The organism is Rouxiella silvae, assembly GCF_002093625.1.
GTDB classification, from domain to species: Bacteria; Pseudomonadota; Gammaproteobacteria; order Enterobacterales; family Enterobacteriaceae; genus Rouxiella; species Rouxiella silvae.
In genome coordinates, this window is sequence record NZ_MRWD01000031.1 from 20,572 (window position 1) to 35,474 (window position 14,903).

Annotated in this window: 13 protein-coding genes; 7 read left to right on the forward strand and 6 right to left on the reverse strand. The window is 51.4% G+C overall.

Annotation, left to right across the window (positions count from 1 at the left end):
- Positions 1-53: 53 nt before the first annotated feature.
- Entirely contained in the window at positions 54-1,613 is a 1,560-nt protein-coding gene (locus BS639_RS13660; RefSeq protein ID WP_084983350.1) for an MFS transporter, read from the reverse strand.
- Positions 1,614-1,756: 143 nt separating this feature from the next.
- The gene (locus tag BS639_RS13665) at positions 1,757-2,671 is read right to left on the reverse strand and encodes a LysR family transcriptional regulator (protein ID WP_084983351.1); all 915 of its coding nucleotides are present in this window, start codon (positions 2,669-2,671) and stop codon (positions 1,757-1,759) included.
- Between the two features lie 103 nt (positions 2,672-2,774).
- On the opposite strand from BS639_RS13665, the gene BS639_RS13670 reads away from it, so the two are divergent.
- Positions 2,775-3,335 (forward strand): GNAT family N-acetyltransferase, encoded by a 561-nt coding sequence (locus tag BS639_RS13670; RefSeq protein WP_055771617.1) that lies wholly within the window; start codon positions 2,775-2,777, stop codon positions 3,333-3,335.
- A 68-nt stretch (positions 3,336-3,403) separates the two neighbouring features.
- Entirely contained in the window at positions 3,404-4,507 is a 1,104-nt protein-coding gene (locus tag BS639_RS13675; RefSeq protein ID WP_055772496.1) for an ABC transporter substrate-binding protein, read from the forward strand.
- Between the two features lie 38 nt (positions 4,508-4,545).
- On the opposite strand, the gene BS639_RS13680 is transcribed toward BS639_RS13675, so the two are convergent.
- The 3 genes from BS639_RS13680 to BS639_RS13690 form a co-directional block, all read right to left on the reverse strand.
- The gene (locus BS639_RS13680; RefSeq protein ID WP_084983371.1) at positions 4,546-6,657 is read right to left on the reverse strand and encodes a TonB-dependent siderophore receptor; all 2,112 of its coding nucleotides are present in this window, start codon (positions 6,655-6,657) and stop codon (positions 4,546-4,548) included.
- 172 nt (positions 6,658-6,829) lie between these two features.
- Complete coding sequence (locus BS639_RS13685; protein ID WP_055771621.1) at positions 6,830-7,495, reverse strand: NAD-dependent epimerase/dehydratase family protein; 666 nt, start codon at positions 7,493-7,495, stop codon at positions 6,830-6,832.
- Positions 7,496-7,563: 68 nt separating this feature from the next.
- On the reverse strand, positions 7,564-7,947 hold the full coding sequence (locus BS639_RS13690) for a protein YebF (protein WP_226950954.1): 384 nt from the start codon (positions 7,945-7,947) through the stop codon (positions 7,564-7,566).
- Positions 7,948-8,252: 305 nt separating this feature from the next.
- Between BS639_RS13690 and BS639_RS13695 the strand changes: the two genes are divergently transcribed.
- The 5 genes from BS639_RS13695 to BS639_RS13715 all read left to right on the forward strand — a co-directional run bounded on the left by BS639_RS13695 (position 8,253) and on the right by BS639_RS13715 (position 14,026).
- Positions 8,253-9,137, forward strand: a complete 885-nt coding sequence (locus tag BS639_RS13695) for an NAD(P)-dependent oxidoreductase (RefSeq protein WP_084983352.1) — start codon at positions 8,253-8,255, stop codon at positions 9,135-9,137.
- 234 nt (positions 9,138-9,371) lie between these two features.
- A complete protein-coding gene (locus tag BS639_RS13700; RefSeq protein WP_084983353.1) occupies positions 9,372-10,448 on the forward strand; it encodes an ABC transporter ATP-binding protein in 1,077 nt (358 codons plus the stop codon).
- Between the two features lie 35 nt (positions 10,449-10,483).
- Complete coding sequence (locus BS639_RS13705) at positions 10,484-11,512, forward strand: ABC transporter substrate-binding protein (RefSeq protein ID WP_233427674.1); 1,029 nt, start codon at positions 10,484-10,486, stop codon at positions 11,510-11,512.
- Positions 11,513-11,516: 4 nt separating this feature from the next.
- Complete coding sequence (locus tag BS639_RS13710) at positions 11,517-13,268, forward strand: ABC transporter permease (protein WP_084983354.1); 1,752 nt, start codon at positions 11,517-11,519, stop codon at positions 13,266-13,268.
- A 107-nt stretch (positions 13,269-13,375) separates the two neighbouring features.
- The gene (locus BS639_RS13715; protein ID WP_084983355.1) at positions 13,376-14,026 is read left to right on the forward strand and encodes an SDR family oxidoreductase; all 651 of its coding nucleotides are present in this window, start codon (positions 13,376-13,378) and stop codon (positions 14,024-14,026) included.
- Between the two features lie 215 nt (positions 14,027-14,241).
- Here the strand turns inward: BS639_RS13715 and BS639_RS13720 are convergent, their stop codons facing one another.
- Complete coding sequence (locus tag BS639_RS13720) at positions 14,242-14,844, reverse strand: hypothetical protein (RefSeq protein ID WP_084983356.1); 603 nt, start codon at positions 14,842-14,844, stop codon at positions 14,242-14,244.
- Positions 14,845-14,903 lie beyond the last annotated feature (59 nt).

Genomic DNA, 14,903 nt, shown 5'->3' on the forward strand with positions numbered 1-14,903 from the left:
CCTCCAGTGTAGTCGTTAACGTCTAAAAAACTCAGAGATAACGCATTATTTAATTAAGTTGTCGGCGGTTTTTTCTTGGCTTTGACCGTCACGCCTGGAAATTGAATCAGCGGCAGGCGAGTTGACTGCCAGAAAGCCAGCAGGGCCAGAACCGCGCAAACGACAAGACCTACGTCAATCGCGTTCACCATGGCACTGCGAGCCAGCGGATAATATTGGGCGTACTGCGGATTGAGCGGCTGTAGCAGCACCTGCGGGTCCGAAAAATAGCGTTGCACCTCATCAGGCACGGTGACGTCATTGACCAGCAGCTTACTGCCCACGTGAACATGATAAAATTTAGTCACCCCAGCGCCGGTAAGCGCGGTGCCGAGCAGGCCGCCGACCAAACGCAGGGACTGGGTAAGTGCGGTTGCTATGCCGAGATACTCACGTGGGGCGAGCGTTTGGATAAAAATAGTGACGTTCAGCAAGATAAAACCAATGCCGATACCGGCCATCATCATTAATCCCATCAGCACGCCAAAGTGGCCGTGACTGCCCACCAGCGCTAAAATCGCGCAGGCAGTTGCCGCGACCAAAAATCCCATCTGCGGTAAACGCATCGGATTTTGCATACGGGTCACGATGCGGCCATTTATAATGGCGCTGATGGTGATACTCACACCCATAGGCGTCACCAGCCACGCGGCCTGCTTCGGTGAGTAGCCATAGCCTCCCTGGAACAGCAGTGGCATAAAATACAGCAGGGTGAACAACACCGCGCCAATCAGGACGGAAATAATAAACAACTGCTTAATCGGGCCGATGGCAAACAGCGGCGGCGGCAGAATGGGCGAATGCGCACGCCGTTGTTGAAAAATCAGCAGTGCCGCACTGAGACCGCAGGCCAGCATCAGGCCCAGTAGCGTAAAGGCTGAGCCGTTGCTCGGCAGAAACTCCGCCAAAAGCTGCATGCTGCCCAGCACGCACATAATCAGCAGCGCACCCAGCCAGTCGAGGCGAATCGCGGCCTTTTTCTCCGGTTTGAAGTAGGGCAGGTAAATCCACGACACTACCAGCGCTAACACACCCAGCGGTAAATTAAGATAGAACACTGAACGCCAGCCGTACTGCTCGGTTAAAATCCCGCCAAGCGTGGGTCCCAGGGCGTTAACAATACTGAAGGCGGTGCTGAATAAAATCTGCCAGCGCAGGCGCTGACGCGTATCGGGAAACAGTTCAGGAATACAGGCAAAGGCGGTGCCTACCAGCATACCGCCGCCAATACCCTGCACGGCGCGCCACAGAATTAGCATTTGCATGCTGCTGGCGAACGAGCACAGCGCCGAAGAGAGCGTGAACAGCACCGTGGCGGCGATAACAAAATATTTACGACCGTAGTAGTCGCCGAGGCGGCCAAAAATCGGCACGGTAATAATGGAGGTCAGCAGATAGCTGGTCGCTACCCAGGCATAGAGATTAAAGTCTCCCAAATCGGCAACGATATAGGGCATTGCGTTACCTATAACCGTTTGATCTAAAGCCGATAGCATCAACACTAGCGCCAGCCCAAGAACGGCCAGCAGCGAGCGACGGAAAGTCAACGGTGAGGAAACTACTGAATCAGTCATAAAGCATGCTCTGCGGCAAAAATAGGGAGGAAACAACATTCTGGGGCAGCATAAACCTGGTGATCCCTGGCACTAGCCTAGGGCAATATTACGTGAGGCGGCACGGCGAAATCCAAGAGGAGTTTCAAATAACATAATCACTTTTACTTATAGTTGTGCAAGCCTCGCACTGTCTCAAGGGCTTCTATCACTTTTTGCAGGCCTTTGTTTAGCGGCTTGTCTTGGCGTAATACCAACCCCAGCTGGCGCTGAAGCCTCGGCTCAAGAGGGCGAGACGTCAAGGTATTGGACGTCTCACCCGCCATCGCCAATTGCGGAACAATGCTGAACCCCAGACCCGCACTAACCATCTGTTTAATGGCCTCTATGCTGCCTAACTCCATGACAGGGTGCGGCTTTAAACCTTGCTGATGAAACCAGTTGTCGATTAGAAGTCGTGTGCTGCTGCCGCGCTCAAAGAGTATTAAAGGCAGCTTGGTCCAGGCCTCGTGCGTCATGTGTTGCACCGTTTGACACTGGTTTTTCGCGCCGATAAGCAGAAATTGTTCTTGATAAAGCGGCGTTACCGACAAATTTTTACCGCCCGCAGGCAGGGTGACCAATGCCAAATCAAGGCGATTTTCCTCTACTGCTTTCACCATTTCATCGGTATTTCCAATGCGTACAGTAACCCCCAAGCTCGGCCATTCAAGCTTGAGATGGCCAAGCAACGGCGGCAGTAGATGAATACAGGCGGTGGCACCGGTGCCTAATGTTACATTGCCGCTCACGCCCTGCGAGTGGATCGCCATAGCCTGGAGGGCGAGGTCGATGCTGTTATCAATATTCGGGATCTGTTCCAGCAGTGTGAGACCGGCAGCAGTAGGTTTCATTCTTTTGGCGATGCGCTCGAGCAGTTTTAGATTAAAAAAACGCTCCAGCTGGCGAATTTGCAGACTCACCGCCGGTTGTGTCAGTCCCAATACTTCGGCGGCGTCGGAAAAGCTGCCGTGACGTACCACCAGTTTGAAAGTGGCGAGCTGGTCCAGATTAATCGTTGGTGCAGTATTTCGAGTCATACCAAAGTTTTTCTTATGCTGATGATAAGTTCACAAAGCTACATTAAGTTAACTGTTTACTTTACTCTTTAAAACAACACAACCACCGATGTGAGAAATAGCCATGTTATTGGAGAGTTACGCTGAAAACGCCGTTGAGCTGGCGGACGCCAGTGAGTCCGATATGTCGGCAGTACAGCAAATTTATGCGCACCACGTTATTCATGGTCTGTCCAGCTTTGAAACAGAAGCGCCTACGCTTGCAGAGATGCAGCTACGTCGTAAAAACGTGCTGAGCAAAGGACTGCCGTATTTAGTGGCGCGGGTGCACGGTCAGGTGGTCGGTTATTGTTACCTGTCACCCTACAGGCCGCGCTATGCCTACCGTTTCACTGTGGAAGGTTCGGTCTATATCGCCGAAGGTCAGCAGGGTAAGGGCGTGGGTAAAAAGTTGATGGCAGAAGCGATTATGCGAGCCGAACGCGGCGGATGGCGACAAATGATGGCGGTGATTGGCAATAGTGAGAATATTGCCTCGCTGCGGTTGCATCAGGCGCTGGGTTTTCGGGTGATTGGTCAGTTGACTGGCGTAGGCTATAAACACGGCCGCTGGTTAAACACCATTATGATGCAAAGAACGCTGGGTGAGGGCGACACTGCGTCACCGCATGATTGCGAAATATAACGATAATCATTATCATCCAAGGCTTTGAAAATGACTTTTGAGGCCTTATGCGTTTTTCCAGTTGGGCAATGGCCGTCGCAATAGCGATTGGCGGCGGGACAGGGGGTTGCCAGGTACAGGCCAAAACGGTCACCGATATCTTTCAACGCCGCGTTGAGGTGCCTGATAATCCCCAGCGCATCGTGCTGGGCGAAAGCCGTATGCTTTACAGTTTGGCCTTGATTGAAAATGGCGACCCCTCAGCAAACGTGGTCGGCTGGCCGGGCGACATGGCCCATTATGACCCGCAAAGTTGGCAAATCTATCTTAAAGCCTTTCCGCATATTGCCACCATCCCACAGCTAGGAAACACCAGCTATGACCAGATGAGCGCGGAAAAAATTCTCGCGCTGCGTCCAGACCTGGTTATTCTGCCTCGCTATGCTAAAAAGCCGTCAGGCGAAGGATCGATTGAACAGCAGCTGCAAAAAGCGAATGTCCCTTTCATCTACGTCGATTTCCGCGTCGATCAGCTCAATAACACGATTCCCAGCCTCAAGTTACTGGGAGAGGTGTTAAATACCCAGCAAAAGGCGCAGCGATTTATCACCTTTTATCAGCAACATATGAACCACATTACGCAAACACTGGCGGCCTATCACGGGCCTAAGCCGACGGTGATGTTGCAGTTGCATTTAGGCAGAAGAGAGAGTTGTTGTACCACGGTGTCAAAAGGCAATCTGGCCGACCTGCTACAGTTTGCCGGTGGCGATAATATTGCCCGAAAAGCCTTTAAAGGGGTTTACGGGGAGATGAACCCCGAGTCGGTTATTGCCGCGAATCCGGATATTTACATGACTACCGGCATGTCCGGGCCGGAAAAGCCGGACGATTTACAGCTGGGTCCGTTAGTCAGCCAGCGGCAGGCGCAGGACAGCTTCAAAAAGCTGATGTCCCAGCAGCCTATTTTGTCGAGCCTACAGGCAGTACGCGAGGGCAAAGCCTATAGTCTGTGGCACAACTTTTACTTAAGTCCTTACCATCTGATTGACGTCGAAATATTTGCGAAAGTGTTTTATCCGCAACTGTTCGCTTCACTCAATCCTGACCAAACGCTAAACGATATCTATCAGCAATTTTTACCGATTCAACTGACCGGTACGTACTGGACTCACCTTTCGACCCAGCCTTAAAAAATGCCCTGCCGGCACACAGTGGCAGGGCATGGCGGTTAGAAGTCTACGCTGGCTGAAAGTACCAGATTACGCGTCTCGCCTTCTTCTACACGCAAATTACCGGCGCTCGAGGTGTAATACTCCTTATTGAAAATATTATTAATGTTAAGCCGCAGTTGAGTGTGTTTGCCCAGCAGCGCGTTATCCCAGGTGATGAAAGCATCTGCAACGGTATAGGCTGGCATAGTGAAGCTGTTTTCCGGATCACCCGCGCGCGACCCCACATAGCGTGCGCCACCGCCGAGGCGGAAATCGCCCTGAACTGGCACCCAACGTAGAGTGTGGCTGATATACAGGCTGCCCATATTGGTGGGCGCATTCACCAAACGGTTACCCACGTTGCTTTGCGACACGTTATCTTCAACGATCTCGGTTTTATCGTAGGCATAGTTGGCGCTGAGATCCCAATCTTTGGCAATCTCACCGTTCATCTCCAGCTCAATACCGCTTGAGCGTGCCTTTGGAATATTACGCGTGACGCCGTTAATGAATACCGACATGTCTTTTTCATCAATACGATACAGCGCCAAGGTGGCATCAAGGCGCGGCGTTATCTGCCATTTGCTGCCCACTTCATAGGTGGTGCCTAGCTCCGGCTGGGCGGTGTTGCCATCGTCATCGACGCTGGTTGACGGGGTAAACGACTTGCTGAAATTACCGTAAAACGACAGCGCTTCGTTGAGCTTATAAACCAGCCCAATCTGCGGCAGGAATTTGTTCGCGGTGTCGTTCTGCGTTTCGGTCGGTGTCACAAAGCCGTACGCGCTTTTTTGATTGTAATGCTGATAGCGCCCGCCAATCACCCCAATCCACTGGTCGGTAAAGTGGATGCTGTCCTTGGCATAAATCGAATGATTATAGAGCGTTGAACGCAGATTGCTGCTGCTGTCGAGATAGGTCGAGCTGTTGGTGATGGGGGAGACGCCATACACCGGATCGTACATATTAAAGTTTGAGTTGACCTTACCGCGATAGGAGTACTGTTTGTAGGTCTCAACTTTTTCATAATCGGCGCCAATCAGTAGGTCATGTTTCATGCCCAAAATCTGTGGGTCGCCTATCCAGTCCCACGACGTCAGGCTGGTTTGATGGTTAAATCCGCGGTTGGCGTCTGCACGGCGCGACACTGCACCGGTGGTGGTATTAATGGCGGTCGCGCGAACTTCGTTACTGTCGTAGCGGCGCTGCATCCAAGCATAGGTGAAACGCGTTTTCCACTCTGGCGTCAGCTCATATTCCCAGGTGGTGTTGAGGCGTTTGTTCTTGCCCCACGCATGATTGGCCAGTTCGTCCAGTCGGCGCTCGTAAGGAATGTTAAGTGGTTTGCCATTGATGAAAGCCGTGCCGCGATCGTAGGGAATATCGTATTTATATTCCTGATAGCTAATATTGAAACTGGCTTTTTCACCGAACCAGCTTAAGGAAGGGGCGATGAGGGTATGCTGGTCTTTGCCAAAGTTGCGCCAGTAGTCTTCAGACTGCCGTTCTGCTATCAGTCTGAAGGCGAAACCTTTGCCCAGCGGGCCGGTGATATCAATCGCACCTGAACCGCCGCCGGAGCCGCCAGTACGGCCGCTGACGCGTGTATTCCATTGATACTGCGGTTTTTTACTGATGATATTAATGACGCCGCCAGGGTTCTGGATGCCGTACAGCAGAGAGGCTGAACCTTTAAGCACTTCAACATGGTCGGTGGTGGCACCGAAACCCAGCCCCTGATTACTGCGCACGCCATCAAGCAGAATTGATCCGTCGCTGTTGGCACCAAATCCGCGTTTAACAAAGCCGTCCTCCGTGCCGCCGAGGGTGTTGCCCTGCGTAACGCCGCTGACAAACTTCATCGCCTCATCGAGCGAGGTGACTTGATAATCTTCAATCATCGACTGGGTTACGACGCTGACTGACTGCGGCGTTTCGTTAAGCGGGGTTGCGGTTTTGGTGGCCGTAGTGGCTTGGCCGGCACTGTATTCAATCGGATAAGCATCGGCTGCATCGGCGGTAATCGTCATTACCGATGCGTTATTGTCAGTCTCAGTAGAGGTAGCAGCCAGCGAAGGCGCGGCGTGCAGAATGGCCAGTGCCAGTACGCTTGGCTTGAAATAGCCCATTGATGGCAGGGCATTTTTACGCCCATAGGTTTTTTTACTTATGGTTTTTATAGAAATCGACAAAATAATAATCCCTGAAATGCAAATGATAACGCGTTGCATTCTAATTATCATTTTTGTCGATTTACACTATTTTTTACAAATGATTTAAATCAGTATTTCGCGTTAACGTTTAACGACTGAGTTGATAGATATCCTTTGACTCCAGCACCCTGTCTCCCTCACCGCGCCTTGCTGCATTGAGCATGGCCAAGCCGACGTTAACGGTAGTCAAAATCACACCCGGCATTAACGGTCTGGCGATAACGATAAAGGGCCAAAGGATCGGGTAGAGCAGGCGATAGGCTTTCGTTTTAGACTTCACGCCGTGTAGGGGTTGTATTATTCCAGGTCGGAAAAGATAAACGGCCTTAAAGGGCAGAGCCAGCAGGGCATTTTCAGTTTTTCCTTTGACACGTGCCCACATACTTTTGCCACGTTCAGTGCTGTCGGTGCCTGCACCACTGACATAGACAAATGTCATCATCGGATTAAGGCGCAGCAGCGTTTTCGCCACTGACAGCGTTAAGTCATAGCTAATGCGCGCATAATCAGCCTCACTCATGCCGTAAGAAGACACGCCGAGGCAGAAGAAGCACGCATCGAGGTTTTCAAGCTGCGATTCAATATCGGTGAGGTCAAAAAGATTGCCGTGAATAATTTCTTTCAGCTTATCATCGCTTTTCTCAATCGGCGTACGGCCCAGTACCACAGCTTCGCTAACGTCTTTCGCCAGCAAGGTCTCACGCAGCACACCTTGACCGACCATACCCGTTGCACCCAGAATTAAAATTCGCATGATGACACCTCAAAAGCCTGAAAAAGTGAAATGACACGCCACCGTATGATGGCGTGCAGACGCGCTAATTATTCAACGGGGTTATACTTTATATATTTATTCGTGCAGTTAAACAGGGCCATATATTTCAGCGTGCCGCCAGGGCCTTTAGCCTCAAACGGGACGTGATAAGTGCCTTTATCTTCTTTCACATTGTCGGAGATAAATGACAGGCTTGGGACCTGAGTACCGAGGTTATCTTTGTCATTCCCCCAGTTTGGCAGTTTATTTTCCATAAAATCACGGGTGACCAAATCCATAGCATTTTGCGGCGTTACGGTCGCGCAGGCCTCTGGAGAAGTGCGCTGCATCCACATTGGATAGACATACGTCATACCAATAGTCAGCACCACCATGGCGAACACGACACAAATCATGGCACCTAAAACCATTTTACCCGTCTTTCCAATCACAATAACTCCTGAGTCTTACTGACTGATATTAAAAATTTCACCCGCCAAGAGTACGATATAAGAGAGGTTTCTTAAATGGCAATGGGTGTTTTTATATTTATCCTTTCACCCATTTAGCGGACAGAGCGTGAGGCGGACAAACATCTTGCCTGTTGACGCAATGAAATTAAAAAGTTGGGGCAGAGGATTAGGATCATATCCCCTTACAGATGGCAGCTAAAATCCCCGCTCGTAAGTGCTAGCCTTTTTGGTAGATTAATAACATCTGAATTCAAAGCATAATTTCCGTAAACAAGGAGTAGGACATGAGTCAGCAACCCACCGTTGCAGTATTGGGATTAGGTGCCATGGGGCATGCATTTGCCGCTAATCTGGTCAAGAAAGGGTTTACTACTCGCGTATGGAACCGCACGACAGCGCGTGCTGAAGACCTGGTCAAGGCGGGCGCTGTGGCCGGTAAAACCCCTCGTGAAACTGTTGAAGGCGTAGATGTCGTGATCGCCATGCTTTCTGACGGTGAAACCACACTCTCCGTGTTCAACGGTGTAGATGGCCTGCTTGCCGGGCTTAAAGAAGGCGGAATTGTGGTGCAGATGGGTACCATCGGCGTGGATGCTACCGAAACGCTGATTGCGCTGCTGAAAAATCAGCGTCCCGACGCAGTATACATCGATGCACCCGTGTCAGGGACTAAGGGGCCGGCCGAGCAGGCGCAGATTGTGGTATTGGCCAGTGGTGACCGAGAAGCTGGTGCAGCAGTCGAACCGGTGTTTGCTGCTATTTCCAAAGGCGTTAAATGGTTGGGGGAGGCCGGACGTGCGTCAAAAATGAAGCTGGTTGTCAACGCCTGGCTTATCTCGATGGTTGAAGGGATTGCCGAAAGCTCACAGCTGGCCGAAGAACTTGGTTTTACCACCGACGAACTTTGGGGCGTGCTGGACGGCGGTCCACTGGCGGTGCCTTACATTAAAGGCAAAATGGATATGTTCAAGAACGATGACTACACCCCACAAATGCAGCTAACTTGGGCGTTGAAAGACATTAATCTAGCGATCAAAGCGGGCGGTTCACGCACGCTACCGTTGATGAACAATATCAGCCAGACCTGGCAAAAAGCCGTTGAGGCAGGATACGGCGACAGTGATCTATCAGTCGTTTATCGCTACCTTGGCGCTCAAAAAAAGAAGTAATAAGCATCCCGCTGCCATGACCTAGCGCATGGCAGCGCTCGTTCTCACATCTTCATCACACATTCCTCCTTTCATACTCAGTAATTACTCTGATTTTACTCATGCCGCCCCCCTTTACAGCACAGCAGAATCGTCATCCAGATTTAATAAAAACGTCATTTAACATCGTTAGCTTAAACCCTGCTTGATTTAGAAATTGTGAATTTTCATTCTCAACTGCGGGATGCAATGTGGATGTCTGCTATTGAAATTTCCCAACTCAATAAATCTTTTGGATCTCAAACTGTTCTTAATGACGTGTCGCTGCATATTCGGCACGGCGAGTTTGTGGCGGTATTAGGGCCATCCGGCTGCGGTAAAACCACACTGCTGCGCACTATCGCCGGATTTGAGCAGATCGATCGCGGAACCATCAGCATTGGCGGGCGCAAAGTTTCCTCCGATGAGGGGCATATTCCGCCTGAACAGCGCCAGTTAGCTATCGTGTTTCAAAACTACGCTCTCTGGCCGCATATGTCGGTTGAAGAAAACGTGGCCTATAGCCTTAAGGTTAACGGCGTGGGAACGGCAGAGCGTCGTCAGCGCACGGCTAATGCGTTGCAGATGGTCGGACTTGAGGCATTTGGGACGCGGCGTCCTGCCGATCTCTCCGGTGGCCAACGCCAACGAGTCGCCCTTGCGCGTTGCCTGGTTGCTCAGCCCTCCGTGGTGTTACTTGACGAACCGCTGGCCAATCTCGACGTGCATCTGCGTGCGGCAATGGAAGAGGAGTTTACTCAGTTTCATCGCCACACAGGTGCAACGCTTCTTTATATCACTCACGACCAGCAGGAGGCGATGGCGATTGCCGACCGCGTGGTGGTGATGGATGCCGGTAGAGTGATGCAGTTTGCCACCCCGGAAACCCTGTATCTCGAACCGGCCAATGAAATGGTCGCCCGGTTTATTGATGACGGCAGGGTGATAGACGTTGAAAATATTTGCCCGTGCGGACCAGGTTTGGCAGACGTCAGCCTGCTGGGCGTGGCGTATCGTTTGCGTGCCAGCCAGCAGCAGCGTCCTCAATCTAAAGGGAAAATTTGCCTGCACGCGGCCTCACTGCGCGAATCCGAAAACGATGAACCCGGTTTTGTCGTCACCCTCAAACGTATCACCTACCGCGGCGGCTACAGCCAACTGGACGTAGAACCAGACGGCGCTGAATCACAGCATCTGACTTATCACCTGAGCTATATTGGTGAGAGGCGCATTGGCGATAGAATTCGCCTCACGCTGGTCGATGGCTGGGTTATTCCTGAATGCAATGAATGAGTTAACAATATCTCTTTTACTTAAAGGACCAGGTTATGCACATCACATTTGCTACTACAGCCAAAAAAATGATCGCAAAAAGTTCAACTATCGCACTGTTGGTGACCAGCGCATTGGCGTTACCGCAGTGGGCGCACGCTGAAGACGCGCCAACCGGAAAGCTGGTTATCTATACTTCACAGGCGCCGGAAATAGCCCAACAGACGATCGACGCGTTTAAAGCGGCTTATCCTTCTTTGCAAGTAGAGTGGACGCGCAACGGCACCACTCAATTGATGAACGTGCTGCATACCGAGATGATGGCCGGAGAGGTTAAAGCCGATGTGCTGCTGGTGGCTGATTCAATCAACCTCGGTACCCTGAAGAAAGAGGGCAAGCTGATGTCTTATCCGCAGGCTCCGGTCGGAAATATTAGCCCAGGATTTTATGATAAAGATAAAACGTGGTTCGGGACCAAAATTATCGCCACGGTGATTGGCTACAATACTAAAAATGCCAAACCGGTTGACTCATGGATGGCGCTGACCACGGCCGATAACAAAGGTCAGGTGGCAGTGCCTAGCCCGCTGTATTCAGGTGCAGCGCTTTACAATCTGCATACTGCGATTAATACCCCGACAATTGGCTGGACGTTTTATCAAAAATTGGCGGAGAACGGCGTAACGCCTGAAGGAGGCAATGGACCGGCGCTTAAAGCTGTCGCCAGCGGGTTGGATAAATACGGCGTAATTACCGATGCCGATATCATTTTAGCCAAGCAAAAAGGGTCACCTATTGACCTGATTTATCCGAAAGAGGGGGTTTCGTTTGTGACTGAACCGGTGGCGATTTTGTCCTCTGCGCACAACGTGCCTGCCGCGAAAGCGTTTGTAGACTTCCTGCTCTCTAAAAAGGGTCAGGAGCTGGTGGTAAAACAGGGCAATCGCCCGATTGATGAGAGCGTCCCTGCACCTGCCGGTTTTACACCGATCGATAAAATTAAGCTGCTCACCCTCGACTCTGATAAAGCCGTTGAAGATGACAAGCAGGTGCGCGCTAAATTTACCCAGATTTTTGGCGGATAAGGCCATGAGTGTAATCGGTGAGATGACGCGAGCGGGGGCTTTTAGAAAACTTTCGGCGTGGCGCAGTGAGAGGGCCGCGCTGTGGTTTTTGGCCCTGATGATTGGCACCCTGTCTGTTGCTCCGTTGACTCGTCTCGTCTGGGCCGCCATTGCGCCGGAAGGAGTACCCGATGTGGCTCGCCTATTACACCTTATTGGCACGCAAAAAGTATTGCAGGCCACCTTCAACACGGTAGGCATTGCGCTGTCCGCCACGCTGCTGGCCATGCTGACCGGCACGCTGGCAGCGCTGCTGGTTGCGTTGACTAATCTACGCGGCAAGCAGCTTTGGGTGTTCACGTTTATTCTGCCGCTGATGATACCGCCGCAGGTAATCGCGCTGGCGTGGATCCAGGCATTGTCACCTTCCAGCCCGTTGTTGACAGGGATAGCCGGTATGTTTAATGGGTTGGGATTAACGCTACATTTGGGTAATCAGCAGCCTCTCTATTCGGCCACCGGCATTATCATACTGCTGGGTTTACACAATGCGCCGCTGGTTTTTCTGACCGTGCGTGCGGGGCTAAGACGTTTACCGGCTGATTTAGTTGAGGCCGCACGCATTACCGGCGCGTCGCCGCTGCGCGTGTTATTTACCGTGATTCTCCCTCTGGCGCGCCCGGCAATTTTTGCCGGTGCCGCGCTTTCGTTTGTCGCTGCCGCCGGTAATTTTGGTATTCAAGCGATGCTGGGCATTCCTGGGCGCGTTCCCACGCTGATCACTTTGGTGTATCAGCGTCTTAATAGCTATGGACCGTCTGCATTGCCCGATATGGCCGTGCTGTCTCTGTTAATTGCGCTCATAACCTTCGCTGGGTTAGCGTTAAGCCGCTATTTGGGCGGACGTCGCGACGTCCGCGTCTCTGGCGCTGCGCGTAATATCAGGCAGTCACTCGGCGGCTGGCGGCTGCCGGTCGAGGGTATGGCTTGGCTATGGATCCTGATAACGCTGCTGCTGCCCCTTTCTGCGCTGGTCACCACATCGTTAACTCGGGGCTTTGGGCAAGCGTTAAATTGGCAAACGCTGACCTTTGAAAATTATCTCAATGCCCTATGGCAATATCCGGCAATTCATCAGGCGTTCTTTACCAGTCTCGGATTAACGTTGCTGGCGGTGATTATCCTCACCGTTGCCTCACTGTTTTTGGCCTATTTTCTCAGTTGGCAGCGTAATCGTTTAGTCAGCGTGTTGCAGATGTCAACCGAGTTGGCCTATGCGCTACCCGGCATTGTGACCGGCATAGCCGCTATTCTGTTTTTCCTCAAGCCTTTACCGCTGATAAACGTCAGTATTTACGGCACGGTGTGGATTATCCTTGCGGCCTATCTGTCTAACTTTTTGGCGCTGGTACTGCGCCCGACGTTGGCCGGTTTTGCACAGATTGAACGTTCACTCGACGAAGCGGCGCAGATATCCGGTGCGAGTTTCATGCGCCGCATGCGGGACATTTTGATGCCGTTAGCGGCACCTTCGGCGATGGCGGGAGCCATTTTGGTGTTCCTCACCGCGTTGAATGAAATTCAGGTTTCAATTCTGTTGGTCACGTCCAGCACACAAACGCTGGGGCCGATGGTTATCTTCCTTGATGAAGGGGGATCTTCAACCTTGGCGGCAGCCGTGGGGTGTCTGATGATCCTGATTATCCTGCTGTTTATGCTGTTGGCATCACTGTTTGCCAAACGTCTGCCGGAAGGCGTATTGCCCTGGCGTGCCTAAGATCTTTCTGTCTTTTTCGACCCCAATTGCCGCTGTGCTACAGTTGTTATTAGCGGTGAGTCAGCAAGGATTACCCCATAACCGTTATAAAGGTGAAAGGAGAAAATATGACTAAGGTCGCAATCGTGGGTGCACACGGGCAAATTGGACAGTTTATTATCAAGCACTTACGTGCGCAGGGGCATGAAGCTCTTGGCATTGTGCGTAAAGAAGAGCAGGTGTCTACGTTGAGAAAACTGGGTGCCGAATGCCTGTTGCTTGACATCGAATCTGCCACCGTCGATCAGTTGGCCGCTGGACTCAAGGGCGTTGATGCCGTGATATTTGCCGCCGGAGCCGGCCCAGGTTCCTCGGCGGAGAGAAAACGCACTGTCGACTATGCCGGCTCTGTACTGCTGGCCGACGCCGCCAAGAAGGCAGGCATTGCGCGTTATGTGCAAATTTCTGCCATCGGCGTCGACAATCCGGTCAAACCTGAAACCGACCCTACCTGGAAAGCCTATGTCGAAGCCAAGCGCGATGCCGACATTTCTCTGCGTAAAAGCGGACTAGATTGGACGATTATACGTCCGGGTCCTCTGACCGATGACAAAGCCACTGGGCTTGTCACGCTGGAAGAACATGCGGGTAGAGGTGAAGTTTCCCGCGAAGACGTAGCACTGGTGGCCGTTGCCACGGTGGTAGAAGACGCCTCGATTGGCAAACAGTGGGAATTACGCAACGGCAACACGCCCATTCGTGATGCAGTCAGCCAGTAGGCGTTGATAAGGACGTTCAATAGAGGACGTCCTGTCCGAAAATTTGCCAGTTTTGTTATATTAGTTAATGTATAAACCCAGTAAGCCCCGAAGGCTTTGTGATTGAAAGTGATATTGTTATCAGCGTGGTTGACGTGCGTCGCTATTTTGAATCTACCCAACCCCGATAAAGAATAGTGCGATGGAGTCGGGTAGATATTTGACCTGCTCTACAATTACGCGAGTGCCAATTTACTGCAACTCATGCGCACGGCGGCCAGAAGGCAAAGCGAATAGCCAAACAGCTCGATGCCTTCTTCGACCAGATTTTTGACCAGACGAACGTTATCACCCGCGACTGCTGCCTGCCAGATGAAGTGAATACCCATCACGCGTGATAAAACCAGAATGATCACCAAGCCAAACATTAGGATGGGGAATGACTCGTTCGCAACCAGCGCATTAAGCCCGTTAAGGGTGGTTTTAGGTGTAAATGCTGCCCAGCAAAGGCTATAAATCGCCAACATGCTGGCAAAATAGACCCATGCACCCTGGTGAATCATATCAAACAGCGCATCCAGTTCGCGGAACAACATGCAGCAGAAAAATCCTGCCGCCAGAATAAAGCCACCGCGCTGGGATTTTTGCCGTCGTGATTGAATGAAAAAAAGTACCGCGGTAATGACTAGGAACGCCTCCTGAACAATCTCGGTGGTAGAGATTTCATTAACTTGATCTTTCAGTATTACAACGTCGAAAAACAGTATTCCGGCAGAAAAAGCAGCACAGGCCGCTAAAAGTACAAACAAGATGACTTGCTTTAGGAGTGAATTTTTCACAGTCGCTACCCGTAAACATACATTTGTGGGCATACTACGGGGCTGGAAAATTTAATACT